Genomic DNA, 15,847 nt, shown 5'->3' on the forward strand with positions numbered 1-15,847 from the left:
CCCCGGCTAAAAATTAACCTAACCAACGTTGTATATTATGCAAAATCCTATCATTTACTGGCCCAGGATTACTGTCATACACAAACGATTCACCTGTAATCATTTCATATAATTGGATATATCTTGATGCTAAAGTAACAATTAACTCCTGTGGTGCTTGAGGTAATACTTCATCCTTATAAGGATCGCAGTGATCAACAAACCACAAGCGCAAAAATTCTTTATCTATATTCTCAGGCTCCTTACCGGCATCAAATCGCTCTTGATAACCGTTAAATAACCAATAACGACTGGAATCTGGAGTATGAATTTCATCCACTAATACAATTCTTCCTTCCGCATCACGGCCAAATTCATATTTGGTATCCACCAAAATCAAACCATGTTGCTGTGCTACTTCCATTCCATGTTGAAATAACTTTAAAGCATAACTGCTGGTTTCATCCCAATCTTCTTGGGTCATCCAGCCTTCTGCGACGATTTCGTGTGGGCTAATCGGCCTGTCATGGAGCGTCTCTTTAGTAGTGGGGGTTATCACTGGGCTCTCAAGTTTTTGATTTTTTCTTAATCCATCAGGAAACGTTATACCACAGTACTCACGAACTCCTTTTTGGTATTGCGTCCATAAAGACGTACTTGTACTCCCCGAAATATACCCACGAACAACAAATTCAATAGGGAATATTTTGCATTTTTTGGCTATCGCCACATTGGGATCAGGTACGGCAATTAAATGGTTAGGCACAATCGATTGCGTGTTTTTAAACCACCATGCTGAAGTCAAATTCAATACTTGTCCTTTATAAGGTACAGCAGCAAGGCATCGATCAAAGGCACTTTGTCTATCTGTAGTTACCAAAATCAATTGATCGCCGAGATCATAGGTATCCCTTACTTTCCCTTTATACTTTTTGCCGAAAGGTAAAGAGGTTTCGGTTAAGCAAAAAGGCAACGCAGCAAGAAGATCCTCTTGACTAGGGACATTGGTATTCATAGCAGATATGAGCATTAGGGTTAAAGATAATATTAGTAGCTAAAATGGATTCTGCCAATTCTTGTATTTTAACATTTTCACTGCTAAACATCCACAAAACACCATGGTGTATGGCATCAACGCCATCAATTGAGAAATGATCCCGAAGCATTTGCAGCTTCTGTTGCCCGATCATATCGTCTTTTGATTTAACCAAAAAAGCCTTGGCTGCTGATGAAAATATATGCTCAGACGTTACCAAATACTCTTTCCGATCATTATATAAAACCCCTGTCTGCTTTATTTTTTCGATTGTTTCAGGAAAATTTGTATCGACATGCCAATACATCATACGATTAACTGTGACTGGTATACCTAACTGTCTTAGCGTATTTTGTACTGTTAAAGCAGCATTATCGGTAATAATCAATTTAACAATCAACTCATGGGCATTGTCTTTTTTGTCATAAGGAATTATTTTAACTGGCTCCGGTTGATAAGATAATGTTTGCTGCTTGAATGTTTTTTTCTCCTTAATATATTCTTTCATTGAATGGAATATAGGATCTCCCGCAAATGTACGTTCAGGGTGAGGCATTATGGCCATGACATTACCCGCTTTATTAATAATAGCGGCAATATTCCGTAGAGAACCATTAGGATTAACGGGGAAATTATCATCTCTGTTTCCCTGCGCATCACAATATTGAAACGCATTTAAACCTTCTTCTTCAATTTCTTGCAATAATTTAACAGGCATCACAAAACGCCCTTCAGCATGGGCAGCAGGAATTGATAATACAGAATCCTTTGATAAATAGCGGGTGAATGCATTTTGCCTCACTCGGTCACCGGTTCGCATATGAATCCAGCTGTTATAAAATCCTGTTCCTAAAATTTTTCCATCCTGAATTCGCTTATTCTCAGTCAGAGCCATACCAATTTGATAGTTTTTTAAACCAGGAACGAGGCCTGTTTCAACAAGGATCTGTGCTCCATTGCAAATACCAAGAACAGGTTTTCCCAATTCACTCTGCAATTTTATTTCTTTCATTACCGGATCAAGGGCTGCAATAATTCCTGCTCTTGATCTATCCTCATATGAAAAACCACCAATAATAATATAACCATCCATTTCTCGCAGTTTTTGTGATGAATCATTCCACAGAAACTCAACTGGAGTCATACCTGCTCGTTGCACCGCAAGCATTGTCTCACGTTCGCAATTGGAGCCTGGAAACTGAACAACTGCAATCTTCATCACAATAATCTCACTTCTGGTTTTCCTGATACGACTTTTCCTACTTCATAAACAGGGAAATTAGGGAATTCTTTTAGCGCTGTATAAATTTCAGAAACAACACCAGGGGAAGCTATCATTACTAATCCTATTCCCATATTAAAAGTACGATACATTTCCTGATCATCCAGTTTCCCCAATGCTTTTAGCACATTAAAGATCGGCAACACCGGACATGAATTCTTATTGATTTCAACGGAACAATGATTAGGTAATACTCGCGGAATGTTTTCCAGTACACCTCCGCCAGTAATATGAGCCATTCCCTTGATAGGGATTTTGTTATTCAACAGGTGTAGAACAGGATTTGTATAATTGATATGAGGTACCAGTAAAGCCTCACCAACTGTAGCATCCAACTCGTCAAGTTGGGATTCTACAGTATATCCACCTAGTTCAAACAAAAGTTTTCTGGCAAGTGAATATCCATTGGTATGTAAGCCACTGGAAGGAAATGCCAAGACTGAATCGCCTGGAGTTATATCTTTTCCTAGTATGGCTTCATCCTTTTCCACTACACCAGTGATAATACCTACCAAATCATGCTCTCCCTTCAGATAGGTATCAGGCATTTCAGCCGTCTCACCACCGACCAGGGAAATATTATTTTCGAGGCAAGCTTGCGTCATGCCAATAATAATTTCTTCAATATATTCAGGTTTCAATCGATCAGTTGCTATATAGTCCAAAAGTGTTAATGGCCTTGCACCCAACACAATAATATCGTTGGTGGTCGCACTGACCAAATCAATTCCGATTGTATCAAATTTTTGCATCATCCGAGCAACTATTGTCTTCGTGCCTACGCCATCAATGCTTTGAACCATGACGGGGTGTTTGAATTTTTCCATAAAAGGCTTCAAATCATACATTGCGCCAAAACTACCGATTCCTGTCAGGACTTGAGGCGAAAATGTTTTTTCAACATTACGTTTAATGCGTGCGACAGCTTCATTTCCCGCCTCGATATCGACACCCGCTGATTTGTAATTGATAGTAGACATTATAATAGCCTCTCTCTTAAGCCATTTTCCCAAGCCTGCCTCGCTTCTTCGACAGGCAAGTTGATAACCGAATTCATCTGTAAAACTGGCTGCTCTGTAGTATGTCCGATAACCATGTAAGGGACTTGATATTGAGTAACCAGTTTGTCAAAAGCGGCTTTATGTTGTTTATCGATTTCAAGAATAAAACCGCCTGTCTCTCCAAATAAAAGTTTGTCCGCAGATAACTCTCCATTAATCTGTACAGCAACTCCCAGGGAGTTCTTAAAACTCATCTCAGCAAGAGCAACAGCAACCCCTCCCTCTGAGACATCATGAGCAGCGTTAACCAACCCATGCTGAATTGCCGATGAAACAGCATGGATTTCTCTATTAAACAAGCTTAAATCCGGTTTTGGAACATTAGAACCCAATTCATTATGGAGTTGATAATAAACGCTACCACCACATTCGTCTTTACGCTCTCCAATCAATATCAATAGGCTATCACTTTTCTTAAAATCAAAGGTAATAGCAAAATCAATATCTGGAAGCGTTCCCAGGCAACTAATCATGGGGCTGGGAGGAATAGCCCCTTTCACTGATTCATTATACAATGAGACATTCCCGGCAATGACAGGCAAAGTTGATTGGGGATGATCTTTCAGATGAACAGCGGCACAGGCATCACTAATTCCTCGCACAGAATCAACAAATTCGCGCATTTGTTCTGGCTTTTCCGGATTACCAAAACACAAGCAATCTGTTATTGCGACTGGAGTAGCTCCAACTGCAGTGATGTTCCGTACCGATTCGACAACCGCGTTAACAGCTCCCCAATAGGCATCAATTTTGTTATAGCGGGGATTTTGATCTAAAGACAAGGCAATACCTGTTTTACGAATTTCCTCAGGATACTTCGATTCATTAAATGGTTGTAATACTCCAGCATCAGCCCATCCTGCTTGTATGAGGGTGCGACCCTGCACTTGCTTGTCATACATTTCAAAAATAGGTTCCTTGCTCGCTATATTCTCATGGGCCAATAACTGCAACAAAATTTGATTATAATCATCTGGTGGGAGAAAAACTGGTTCTGTGTTTTGCTTCTGCGAAGAGGCATGTGGCCTGTTATAAACAATGCCTTTCGTGACATCAGGGACTTTAGCTCTCACAAGTTCTCGCCCTTTGTAATTCACCACGTATAATCCATCGGTACGAATTTTGCCGATAACTGCAGCGCATGCCCCTTCAGAAACCTGTGGTAACGCGAAGGTTTCATTATAGTGTTTCAGGATAGTATCTACTAAATCAGGGGGAACAACCCACATAAAACGCTCCTGAGTTTCAGAGCATAGAATGACTGAAGGCATTAATCCTGGCATTCCTGTGGGTACCTTGTCCAGATCAATTTCGGCGCCATAAGAACCGCCGGCTTCAGCCAACTCGATACTTGCGCAGGCCACGCCACCTGCTCCTAAATCTTTAAAGCCTACCTTGTCAATTAAATTCTTTTCTCTTAGTAATTGAAATAATGAATAATTAGCTTTAAGGAGATGTCTCTGTAAAAAAGCATTGGGCTCTTGAACAGCTCCCTTATTCTTTTCTTGTGAATCTTCTTCCAATACTGTTGAGGCAAAGCTCGCGCCGCCAAACCCACTATTATCAGTTGGCTTACCTACTAAAATAAAAACATAGTTCTCAGCTTCGGGCGGAGCATAAGAATGTATAATATGATCCTCTCTTACTATCCCCAGAGTGACTACAGTAACCAAACAATTTTCATTGTAGGCCGGATCATAGTACACATCACCAGCTATATTCGGTATTCCCAAAGGATTGCCATACCCGGCAATACCTGAAACCACCCCTTCCTGTATCCAGTGAGTACGTGCACGTTTGATATCTCCGAAACGCAAACTGTCTGCTACTGCTATAACTTCCCCACCCATACAACAGACATCACGGACATTACCACCAACTCCGGTAGCTGCGCCTTCATAGGGAACAATTTGAGATGGGTGATTATGTGATTCATGACTGACAATAACGCCATATCTATAACCATTTTTATCTTGGGCTACAGATACTATACCTGCATCCTCCTTGGCGCCCAGTATCACGTGAGGGCCTGAGGTATTGAATTGCTTTAAATGAATACGGCTGCTTTTATAAGAACAATGTTCTGATCCTTGAATAGACCAAAGTACACACTCTGAAATAGTCGGGGGTCTTTTGAGGAATTCATTCTGTATAGTCAACGCCTCATCTACAGAAAGATTTAAATTATAATCGCGCAGTAATTTTTCAATTTCTCCACGATTCAAAGAAGAAAAATCAAGGGTTTCAGTAAGATTTTGCATGAATCTCTATACCAGATAGAATTAATCTCTGATTGATCAGTAAAGGACTAATCTCTCCCCAAAGCAGTAGATATTGTATATTTTTACACGGGGTATAAGCAATGAAAAACCAATAATTAAGATAAATTAAGTTGTGGTTCTAATTTTGGAATTTAACTTATTACCCACTCAATCTGCTTTTTCAAATCAATATTTATCTCAGAAAGCTCTTCCAGCTCATGGTTAGTGTACGGGTTATCATTTGGGCTATTCAGTTGGTGAAGCTGAATGCGTTTATCTCGCTCCTGATGAAGCCAGGCAATTTGGGGAGCAAACAAATGGAGCATGCCTTCCACCCACTGATCTAATACTTGCCAATAAGGATCGTCTATTAATGTCATCTTGTAAGATTTCAGGAAATATGGAATATGCTCAGCACCATACCAAATTTCTGATGTTACCCAACGATTGACTGTAAATAATCGTATCGGTTGCCCAAACTGATTCATACCTATCGCAACAAGGTGAGTCATGGGATTATCTATGTATTTATCCCAATCCTCTAAAGGAGCTGGTTTAATACGCTTCGGTATATGTTTATATCGCAAAAAACAATGAAAATGACCATGTTCATTACTTTCGAAATTTTCTCTATGGCAATGATAAAAATATTGTGAGCCAGTACTACGATCAATCCTGTCTCCCTTAGGATAGTGACTCATGCGTTCATGCTTTCGCTTTTTTCTAAGCGTGTAGTGCAGAATATTTTTACCTTTACTGGATGTCATTTTTTGTTGGGCTTCAAGAACTTGTGAAGCATAACCAAGAAATTTCTTTTTATACCAGCTGGACAATATGGGTAAGTTAAAATCTGATTGACTATTCATAATTACTTAAAAAATAAACCGTAATAAAAAGAGGTAGTTAACACTACCTCTTTATAGAAAATATTACTTATTAATCACCACTGCAACCACCGCAGCCACCACAACCGCCACAGCCTTTGCAACCGTTGCAGCCCTTGCATCCTTTACAACCAGTACAGCTAGAAGTTGTTGTATTTGAAGTATCATCAGCATAAGCTACGGAAACCATAGGTGCTGTTGATAAAGCAGCTAACAGAGTGGCTACTGCCATTGTTGATTTTTTCATAGTATTACTTCCTTGATAGTTAATGGATTTTTTATTTACCCATTAAGATATTAGCAAACAAATCAAAATTTTTCTTCTTTTTTCACAAAAATTAATTGATTATTTTTTAATAAAATTGATTTTTTATATGCCTATAAACACGGGTTTGATAAATTCTTGCTTATACAAGCAACTCTCAGAGCAAAGAATCAAATTCATGCTTTTCAATATTTTGGGTACAGTTTGAATTTGATTTATTTATCAAATATTAACCATACCCAAATTATTAAGAACAAATTTCGGTAGCAAATTGTCTATTATTTCAACTCAAATGGCGCGCTTGCTCGAGCAATTGAAGCATTTTTGATAGCGAAATCAAACCAACCGAAGTCATTTGAGTAATAGGCTCTCCCGATGTATTAAAAAATATCATCGTTGGCGTTCCATAAATACCAAAAGCTTTTTTTATAGAATCAACCTCTGCATTCTTATCACTGATATCCACTTTAATGCTAACCCAATCAGACATAGCTTTTTGAATTTCTGGTTGATTGAATACTTTGGTATCCATTTCCTGACAGTCACCGCACCAATCCGCTGAGAAATCAAGAAATACTGCTTTTCTAACTTTTTTAGCCTGCTCCAATTGCAGTTGAAGAGCGTTTAAGGTATTAATCTTGATAAATGGGCTATTTTCTACAGACGCTTGTTTTATTTTTACTGAAGGTATTGCGGTGTTGTAAAAAATAATACCTCCTGAAATCAAAGCAAGAATACCCAATCCCTGAGCCAAATAACCACGCCAATTGTTTTGTGATTTTAAAGCACCTAAACTGATGCTGGCGACCATGAGTAATCCTGCCCACAAAATGTGCGTAATGGTCTGATTCAGAATCCGGGATAACATCCATATGGCAATTCCCAACATGATAAAACCAAACAATTGTTTTATTTTAAGCATCCAGGAACCTGCTTTTGGGAGTAAAGTACCATAACCCGCACCAACAATCAGCAGAGGAACCCCCATCCCCAATGCCATAACAAATAAAATCAATCCGCCCATTATGACCTGGCCATTTTGACCAATATAACTTAAAACACCAATTAAAGGAGCGGTAACACAAGGAGAAACAATTAAAGTGGATAAAACTCCCATTATTCCAACAGAAAGATAACTTCTCTGCTTCCCTAATTGATTGTTTTTATTTAACCGATTCCCAAGGCTTGTAGGAAACTTCAATTCAAAAAAGCCAAACATTGAAAGAGCCATGGCTACAAACACAACACTGAATAAAGTGATTACTACTGGACGTTGCATTACAGTCTGGATTGTACTTCCCATATACCCGGCAAGCATCCCTGCTCCTGCATAGGTGATAGCCATTCCAGTCACATAACTCAGTGATAATTTAAAGGCTTTTCCTGTAGAAATAGAATTTTGTCCTACAATAATTCCTGATAAAATAGGAACCATCGGTAGAACACAGGGCGTAAAAGCCAACAAAATACCTAATCCGAAAAAAGCACTCAAATAAACAAAAGCACTATTTCCTGTAATAAAATGCATCACAGTATCCGGGTTAGAACTTTCAAAGCCAGGAGTATATGACCACGCCGCCTGAGTAAAAAATATCAGTAATAAAATCATGAACGAATCAATTAATTTTCTCATTTTAATGTCCCAATAAGTAATAAATAACAACGATAGATACTTGTATCAGAGTACAAGTAACCTACACTGGACCTCTTGCATAGCCAGGGCTGGCAAGAAGCCTACTGAGAAAGTTGACAAATTTACTCTAGTGGGCAATCGGTGGTTTAAAAATTGGGGATACAGGCGATTTGTATTTTGATTGAATAACTAAAAAATAAAGGATAAATGTCAACAAGGATAAGACATTACCGAGAGATAACTCCTCTTCAGAAATAATATAATAGGCACTGGACGAGCAATAATTCATCAATGCCGTCCTCTGAGGGCATTCCGTTATAGAATGTATATATTGGGTATTACTCTGAGTCTGCTGATTATTGTTATGAAACACTGCTGGTTTTATCATTAACAAAACCACGCTGCATAGTATCAGGTAATGAATTACTCTGTATTTAAGTTTCATAATAACTATAGTATCTTTTTAAGAGAGGTCTGTACAGTAGTTGCTAATTATCAACATCAACTTATGACTATTTTATAATATTACCAATAAGTTGCTTTAACCCAGCTCCTTCCTGGATAAAAATAAAATAAACCTATCTAATAAACGTGTAGTAAAGAATCGTTTTAAACCAATTAAAAAATAAGCTGGAAAAGTTACAGGGTACTTGGGTTTTGGTTTCCTTGACTCCACGGCATGAACCAGTTTTTTTATCACTGCATCAGTATCCCGAGTGAAAAACGAGTCTGCCTTCTTCTGTTTAAAATTGCTCAGCATATTTCTGTATTGATTCTTGAAATAACTTTTTTCCATTGGTATTTGTTGTAAAGATAAGTCCACCGCATTATCACGAAATCGGCTATTTATAGGGCCAGGCTCTATTGTTATGACATTAATACCTGAACCAGACAATTCCAGTCGAAGTGTGTCACTTAAGCCCTCCAATGCATATTTGGAGGCATTATAAGCACCGCGAAATGGCATGCTAACTACGCCAAGTATAGAGCTGATATTGATTATGCGTCCTTGTCCTTGTTCCCTCATTACAGGAATAACCAAATTGGTCAAATCTTGCAAACCAAATACGTTCGTTTCAAATTGTTGGCGAAGAATATCCCGAGAAATATCCTCAAGAGCACCTACCTGACCGTATCCTGCATTATTAATCAATACATCCAGGTGACCCGACGTCATAATTAACAACTGCGCAAATGCACTTTGGATTGAAATAGGGTTACTTACATCCAACAAGAGAGCCTCAACCCCTTTATTTAGTAATTTTTGGACATCCTCTGTTTTTCTGCAGGATGCAATCACTCTATGTCCTCTATTTTTCAAAGCAAAAACAGCATCAAAACCTATCCCACTGGAGCATCCTGTGATCAAAATAACTTTTGTATTCATCGCCATGACCTATGCCTAATTTTTAACTATCGTACTAAGCTATCTATCGAATTACCACTATTATGATAATTATTTGTTCAATTTTTGACTTATATTTCACTTTTTCCTAAAAATCATTTGCTAAACTTTTAATATGGAAATGACAGTTTAGAGGTCAAAATGAAAGGCAAGTTAACAGGTAAAGACAAATTAATAGTGGATGAGTTTGAAGAACTGGGAGAACAGGAATCCGATATCGATGAATTTGATCTTCTTGAAGGTGATGAGAAATTGCCTGGCGACTCAGAGCTTGACAAAACTACATCTATTTATCCTCCCGAAACCAGCTGGGAAGTGAATAAAGGGATGAACAGTTCTCGTTTGCATAAACTATACAGTTTATTCTTTGACAAAAGTTCCGCCTTTTATCTTGGCGATGATGTTAGTGTATTGGAAGACAAGCCTTTAACAGGTGCCTATGGTTTTCAGAGTAAAAAAAATGATCAACAAATTTTTTTATTCAGACCGGATTCTGATTATGTTGCAGGATATCACGTTGATGCAAAATCAGACGCTGGATGGGTAAATGACAAACTCGATCGTCGTTTATCTGAGATTAGTGAATTTTGTAGTAAGGCCACTCAACCTGCAACGTTTATACTTCCTTTTGTTGAAATGCCCACTGACATTACCAAAGGGGTTCAACACCAGGTATTGTTAACTATTAGCTACGATCCAAAAAGTAAACAACTCACTCCCACTGTCTATGACTCCATTGGACGAGATACCTACTCTGAATCGTTATCATCCTATTTTAAAGGCAAATATAGAACAACTTGCGATGAAATTTTGACCCAAAGTATTGAAAAAGCTATTAAGAGCACTGATTTTACTCTTGGTAAATTTACACGAGCTGCTTATAACCATCAAAACCGCCTCACCGAAGGCAATTGCGGGTCTTATACCTTCAGGACGATTAAAGAGGTTATTTCATCCTCAGCACAAGGTACTGAAGTAAAAATTCCTGGCTCAGGATATATTACTTCTAACAGTTATTTAACAAGTCAGCACGTACAAGACATTGAAAGTTGCATTAAATATAGAAATTTGGGGGTTGTTGATATCGAAAGTGCTTTGACTGAAGGTAAAACATTACCGGTACAGCTTTCTGAATTTATTGTTGCCTTGGAAGATTATGGGAAATTACGAAGTCAACAATCTGAAAAAAGCATGTTGAATTTTATTGGCTACAGCAAGACAGCAAAATTGACCGCTGTTGAGCTGCTAATAGGCATTTTAAATGATATCAAAGGCAAAAATGAAATCAGTGAATCTCAATATGATAAATTAGTAAAGGAAGTCGATTGTTTAATGGATTCATCTTTAGGAAAGTTGGTACAATTTCACCTTAAAAATTTAGGCGCTGAATCACTACAAAAACTGGTACTTCCGTGTGTCAAGTTTGATGATACGATAGATGATTTTGTGACTATCGAAAAAGACGAACTATTCGATGTACCCGATATTACAGGGGAAGAGCTTGCCTCTAAAAAAGGGATTGAGCAAGGTGCTCTGGATAAAGAGGCTTTACTAAAACAAAAACAGATTAAAACGGATTTGTTAGACCTTCGCGAAGAAGATAAAACCGGTCTGAAAAAACCATTGCATGGTGGCATTAAGGTAAAATAGTGTGAATTGAATTCAACTATGTGATTAATAGGCAGAAGGTTTTTTAATGCGCTGATAATTTCTTAAACTTTAAAAAATAAGCGAGCCATGCTGTCATCAATTATTGAATTTAAGTTGAATAATTAATCATTTCATTATTAAGTTCTTACATAATCATTAAATTTAATTCATGGTGGCTCGGTATTTGGCAATTACAACGGAAAGTGTTAGAATTAATTGGCCATATTGTATCCTAATAAGTCATGTTATTGGATTATGGTGTGAATATTAAATTTACAAAGCGTTGGGTGGAGTGCGGTAAACATGAAATCTGTTGATGAAATAGACTCTCTTTTGCAGTCAGCCAAAACAAGTGAAAAAGACAGTTCAGAGCAAATTGTTCCACCAAATGATGAGATTGAAGATGGATTTTATCTCATAGATGATAGTAACCATGATGAAGACCTTGACTTTAGTGATTTTCCATGGCTGGATCCTGACCATCCATTATTTTTTCCGGCAACACAGGCAAATAATTCGAAAGGATCGACACGATGGGATGCGGTAAATAAATTTTCTGTAGAAAATTGGTATCCTCATTTAAGAAAACATACCTTCAAGTCACACTTTATTACACTAAACTATAATGATATTCACTATTTAATGGGAAACATTCCTCCAGACTACGATAGCAGTAAACTGGAAAGTATTTTCAATAAAATCCTTTCAGAATTTAACAATAAAGAAGTCTTCATGAGATTGTCCACCAGGAGCCCCAAGGATTCCAAATTTCTCTTTGAAGAAGCTTCTACCATAATGAGTAAGGATTTTGTGTATTGGAATGAAAATGACAATAAACATCAGCAATTGGTGTCATTTGTTGCTTCAATGCTCAAGGCAATGAAAATTAAAAGTGGTAGAAAAATAATTGAAACAATAGCACAAAGCCCTAGAGTTTATAATGATTTGCTTGCGCTCGTTAGTTCAAGCAATCAATCAGATTGTACGACAAACGTTATTTTGCGCGAATGGCATGACATTCGTCCAGACCATGAGTTTAGAGTTTTTGTATCCAGACGCCATCGTAAAGAAAGTATTGTTACAGCGATATCACAATATTTTCATTTTTTATATTTTGATAAAAGCCCTGCAGATTGTTTCAATTTTCTAGATGAAGAGGATAAGAAAGCTGTTATTAAAAAATTTGAAAATTATGTTCTCAAATCTGTAGATCCAGATGTTGCAAAATTTTTAAATTTTTCAAGCGAACAAGATGATGACGAATCATCAGATTGCATTCGTGAATACATTGTTGATTTAGCCTTGATTCCAGTCAGTCAATATCACGGCGAAATAACAGATGAGAACATAATTGAAATAGGGGCAAATACTTATGTAATGGTAGTCATAGAGCTGAATCCATTTGCACCAGCAGCAACAGGAAGTGGTTTATTCAATTGGAAAAATGACTTAATGATGCTTTGGGGGAAAGCATCCTGTGACTATCCCGTCTTTAAGTATCGTACAACACCAAGAGAAGATTTACAGTCAGTATCATTGCTGCCGTCAAATTATGAGTCTGTTATCAAAAGTGCCTTGATCAAACGATTGGAAACCTCCTACTCAAACTCAGCAAGTCAAAAAGAAAGATTTTTTTCATCCACTAAACCTGTTACTGAATCCTCTGGATCAGCCCTGCTTGATATGGTTACAAAACCGTGATAGGCAAGATTTAGTAAAAACCTGGGCGGGAGACCAATTCTATTTCATGTTTGTAAAGGTGCGCGACTGCCCAAGCATTTAAAAAAGCGATGGCTTCCTCTGGGCTTTCCATAGCAAGTGTATTGCTGGCTTTCAACCCCTCCCCCAAGCTTGCATTATGAATGGAGGAGGCACTGGCACGCAGGTGTTGATTAGCTTTTGTGCAGGAATTAATTGACGAGGTAATTGCAGATTTAGCACGATTTATATTACCGGATTGTTGTGCCCACATCGCATAACGAAAAAAAGCTTCAGCTAGCATCATATAAGCATAACTGCCATATTGATTTAAGTTTGCCTTACAAAGCTTAATTGCCTCCGTTAAAATTTGTTCTGCTTCATCTGCAGAAGCAACCTTATCTAATTTTTGATATAAAAATTGGATATAACGCTGGCTTGCATGGATCGACCCAAATTTCATTGCCTGATTTAACCAGTAGAGCTCTGAGTCAGAAAAGGACTTTTCTTTTGCTGCTAATGCTTTTTGGGAAAGATGAAAATAATAAGCGCCACGTAGTAGATTAAAATGATTGATTTCTCCACCGTCATGAGTAAAAAAAGATTTAGGTACTGGTTTATCTCTGGTGAGAACTAATCCAAAAGTCGAGTAGAGCTTTTTCCAAAGCTCATCATATTCACTTTTCTCACAAAGCGCAGCAAAATAAGCAGAAAATTTAGCTATTCTGATAATAAAAGACAGTGATTGCAATGAAATTTGAGAGAAAAACTTTCTCTCATCAAAATCTTGGCTCCCTAAAGAGGAGATAAACATCCAATCACCAAGATTTGGCTGTGATTGCAAATCACGTAAACTATTTTTTCTCTCGATAGCACATTGCAATTTTTTAAGCCCTCAACATCTTTGCCAAATAACAAGCATGGCAATATATTAACATATTGTACATAATATTGCACACATGACTTAATACAATTTTTATATACCTCCTAAAATACATAACAAGCAACTTAAGTAAAAAAGCAATTTTGCAATATTATGAGACAATTTGTTATATTATTAATCTATAATTTGAATATTATCTGCGATAAAAGGAATTTATCATGAAAATAGTAAGTGCTTATGTCCTGAGATTATTCGCTATTCTGAACTTAACTTTTCTATTGTTCATTACTATATCATTTACTAATGTAGCAAGTGCCAGCAACACTAATGCTGATCAATATCTTTCCGGAAATACTCAACTTGCTTACTTCATTGGGGTTCACAGCTACCCTGGTAACTACTACTGGCGCGGCCCCGTATATTACAAAAACGCTTACTGGACAAAATGGAGATATATTGGTTATGGTTGCCAGAAAAGCTGCCTGATAGACCGATGGAGTGGTCGAGTCATTCGCTGTGCCAAACGTTGTTTTTAACCAAATTCATATAAACAGGGCTTGTATGAAGCAGAGTTCATCTAATTCTCTTATTTATTGTTCAAACAACTTGGCGTGAATACCTCTTCCCAGTAACTGGAGGAAGATTTTCCATGTCTATTCCAAAAATGGGGGAGCAATTTACTTTTATACAAATTTGAGGAACTTGGATTGCTGCTTGCTGTTGATTCTGGAAGCTGAGAGCTTTTGACTGTAGCAATAGACTGCCTATTGAATCTGTACTTGATAATACTATAGGTTTTTTCGAAATACTCAGGGAGCGTTCTTGGCGTTGCTTTTTGTTCTTTGACTATCAATCCTACCAAATTAGCGCGTTGTTCAAGTTGGTTTTGCATGTTAACTTGTATTTGTTTTAATTGTTTTCCAGTGAATCTAACCTCTTCCATCAGCTGTATCAGATGTCCTCTACGCTCCATCATTTTTTTTGGTATTTGTTGCTTATTTTTCAATAATTCAGAAATGACATCAATCACTCCTGGAGTGGCTTCTGTTCTTAAATGACTAATTTTTTTATTCAGATGTTTTAATTGCTTTTTTAAAAGAACTTCCTTGTCCTTTAAGGATTCAAGCGATTCATCCAAAGCTCCAATGGCATGATAGGTAAAAAATAAAGGAGTAAAATCACTCTCACCCTGATGCGTATTCATAAAATGGCGCAAAGCGCCATGATTCCCTATTGGTGAACTTAATTGACATAGTTGATTATAATTATTTCTTACGCTTACAGGTAAGCCATCGATTAACTGTTTGTCTGCAATTAATTGCAAATTAACAAATACCAAAAGAAAGCCTTCATAACAATGATGTCTTAAGAGTAAATCCGATATATTTATCCAGCGTCTGAACGCATTTAATTGAGCGTCAGGGCAAGATTTATGCTGTTGAATGTCATTTTTAAGAAAAAATTCCAGCTCTTGCCTTAATTTGAAATAGCTTTGTTGCCTGGAATTCGATTTTTCTTTTCGTTCAAATCCTGAAATATCATTAAAATCATCCAGAGTAAACTGTTTCAATTGCTCTCTTAATTTAGTATCAATCAATAGTGCGTAATCTGAGGCAATTTTAGACTCTATAAAACTATACATTAATTGATTTTTCCTGCTGTGAGCTATTGATTTTTGAAATTTTCTATCAGCAATCAGCTTGTCAAACCGTTCTGATGCCAAAGGTTTTTGCCAAAAAAACTTATTGTCCTTTGTCGTCAGACAGGTACGAAAATAATTATGGGACACTGTTGTAAACTCCTTACCAAC

The 15,847-nt window shown here is 37.3% G+C and carries 13 protein-coding genes; 3 read left to right on the plus strand and 10 right to left on the minus strand.

What is annotated here, in order from left to right:
* Window positions 1–13 precede the first annotated feature (13 nt).
* The 8 genes from LPG_RS08395 to LPG_RS08435 form a co-directional block, all read right to left on the minus strand.
* Window positions 14–994, minus strand: coding sequence for a phosphoribosylaminoimidazolesuccinocarboxamide synthase (locus LPG_RS08395; RefSeq protein ID WP_011946655.1), 981 nt, complete (start codon window positions 992–994; stop codon window positions 14–16).
* Entirely contained in the window at window positions 975–2,234 is a 1,260-nt protein-coding gene (gene purQ, locus LPG_RS08400; RefSeq protein WP_011946656.1) for a phosphoribosylformylglycinamidine synthase I, read from the minus strand. Before purQ ends, LPG_RS08395 begins: the two co-directional genes overlap by 20 nt.
* Window positions 2,234–3,277: a phosphoribosylformylglycinamidine cyclo-ligase gene (purM, locus tag LPG_RS08405; protein ID WP_011946657.1), complete on the minus strand. Its 1,044-nt coding sequence runs from the start codon at window positions 3,275–3,277 to the stop codon at window positions 2,234–2,236. The genes purQ and purM overlap by 1 nt, the downstream gene beginning before the upstream one ends.
* A complete protein-coding gene (gene purL, locus LPG_RS08410) occupies window positions 3,277–5,619 on the minus strand; it encodes a phosphoribosylformylglycinamidine synthase subunit PurL (RefSeq protein ID WP_010947405.1) in 2,343 nt (780 codons plus the stop codon). The genes purM and purL overlap by 1 nt, the downstream gene beginning before the upstream one ends.
* A 152-nt stretch (window positions 5,620–5,771) precedes the next feature.
* A complete protein-coding gene (locus tag LPG_RS08415) occupies window positions 5,772–6,485 on the minus strand; it encodes a DUF6969 family protein (protein WP_010947406.1) in 714 nt (237 codons plus the stop codon).
* A gap of 70 nt (window positions 6,486–6,555) precedes the next feature.
* Window positions 6,556–6,750, minus strand: coding sequence for a hypothetical protein (locus LPG_RS08420; RefSeq protein ID WP_011213959.1), 195 nt, complete (start codon window positions 6,748–6,750; stop codon window positions 6,556–6,558).
* 301 nt (window positions 6,751–7,051) lie between these two features.
* Window positions 7,052–8,401, minus strand: a complete 1,350-nt coding sequence (gene dsbD, locus LPG_RS08425; protein ID WP_013101506.1) for a protein-disulfide reductase DsbD — start codon at window positions 8,399–8,401, stop codon at window positions 7,052–7,054.
* Between the two features lie 541 nt (window positions 8,402–8,942).
* On the minus strand, window positions 8,943–9,794 hold the full coding sequence (locus LPG_RS08435; protein WP_010947409.1) for an SDR family NAD(P)-dependent oxidoreductase: 852 nt from the start codon (window positions 9,792–9,794) through the stop codon (window positions 8,943–8,945).
* A 153-nt stretch (window positions 9,795–9,947) separates the two neighbouring features.
* Here LPG_RS08435 and ravZ point away from each other — a divergent pair, with 153 nt between their 5' ends.
* Window positions 9,948–11,456 (plus strand): Dot/Icm T4SS effector RavZ, encoded by a 1,509-nt coding sequence (gene ravZ, locus LPG_RS08440; RefSeq protein WP_010947410.1) that lies wholly within the window; start codon window positions 9,948–9,950, stop codon window positions 11,454–11,456.
* A gap of 303 nt (window positions 11,457–11,759) precedes the next feature.
* Window positions 11,760–13,157: a lpg1684 family Dot/Icm T4SS effector gene (locus LPG_RS08445; RefSeq protein WP_010947411.1), complete on the plus strand. Its 1,398-nt coding sequence runs from the start codon at window positions 11,760–11,762 to the stop codon at window positions 13,155–13,157.
* Window positions 13,158–13,167: 10 nt separating this feature from the next.
* On the opposite strand, the gene LPG_RS08450 is transcribed toward LPG_RS08445, so the two are convergent.
* Window positions 13,168–14,037 carry a lpg1685 family Dot/Icm T4SS effector gene (locus LPG_RS08450; RefSeq protein ID WP_010947412.1) on the minus strand — a complete coding sequence of 290 codons (870 nt, stop codon included), beginning with the start codon at window positions 14,035–14,037 and terminating at the stop codon, window positions 13,168–13,170.
* Between the two features lie 218 nt (window positions 14,038–14,255).
* Between LPG_RS08450 and LPG_RS08455 the strand changes: the two genes are divergently transcribed.
* Window positions 14,256–14,573: a hypothetical protein gene (locus LPG_RS08455; RefSeq protein WP_010947413.1), complete on the plus strand. Its 318-nt coding sequence runs from the start codon at window positions 14,256–14,258 to the stop codon at window positions 14,571–14,573.
* A gap of 50 nt (window positions 14,574–14,623) precedes the next feature.
* On the opposite strand, the gene mavA is transcribed toward LPG_RS08455, so the two are convergent.
* Window positions 14,624–15,826 carry a Dot/Icm T4SS effector MavA gene (mavA, locus tag LPG_RS08460; RefSeq protein ID WP_010947414.1) on the minus strand — a complete coding sequence of 401 codons (1,203 nt, stop codon included), beginning with the start codon at window positions 15,824–15,826 and terminating at the stop codon, window positions 14,624–14,626.
* Window positions 15,827–15,847: the final 21 nt, after the last annotated feature.

Origin of the sequence: Legionella pneumophila subsp. pneumophila str. Philadelphia 1, assembly GCF_000008485.1 — a bacterium.
Classification (GTDB): domain Bacteria; phylum Pseudomonadota; class Gammaproteobacteria; order Legionellales; family Legionellaceae; genus Legionella; species Legionella pneumophila.

Bases quoted from the DNA above. Each gene is read 5' to 3' on its own strand.
- LPG_RS08395 (WP_011946655.1), bottom strand. From the start codon at position 994: ATGAATACCAATGTCCCTAGTCAAGAGGATCTTCTTGCTGCGTTGCCT.
- purQ (WP_011946656.1), bottom strand. From the start codon at position 2,234: ATGAAGATTGCAGTTGTTCAGTTTCCAGGCTCCAATTGCGAACGTGAG.
- purM (WP_011946657.1), bottom strand. From the start codon at position 3,277: ATGTCTACTATCAATTACAAATCAGCGGGTGTCGATATCGAGGCGGGA.
- purL (WP_010947405.1), bottom strand. From the start codon at position 5,619: ATGCAAAATCTTACTGAAACCCTTGATTTTTCTTCTTTGAATCGTGGA.
- LPG_RS08415 (WP_010947406.1), bottom strand. From the start codon at position 6,485: ATGAATAGTCAATCAGATTTTAACTTACCCATATTGTCCAGCTGGTAT.
- LPG_RS08420 (WP_011213959.1), bottom strand. From the start codon at position 6,750: ATGAAAAAATCAACAATGGCAGTAGCCACTCTGTTAGCTGCTTTATCA.
- dsbD (WP_013101506.1), bottom strand. From the start codon at position 8,401: ATGAGAAAATTAATTGATTCGTTCATGATTTTATTACTGATATTTTTT.
- LPG_RS08435 (WP_010947409.1), bottom strand. From the start codon at position 9,794: ATGGCGATGAATACAAAAGTTATTTTGATCACAGGATGCTCCAGTGGG.
- ravZ (WP_010947410.1), top strand. From the start codon at position 9,948: ATGAAAGGCAAGTTAACAGGTAAAGACAAATTAATAGTGGATGAGTTT.
- LPG_RS08445 (WP_010947411.1), top strand. From the start codon at position 11,760: ATGAAATCTGTTGATGAAATAGACTCTCTTTTGCAGTCAGCCAAAACA.
- LPG_RS08455 (WP_010947413.1), top strand. From the start codon at position 14,256: ATGAAAATAGTAAGTGCTTATGTCCTGAGATTATTCGCTATTCTGAAC.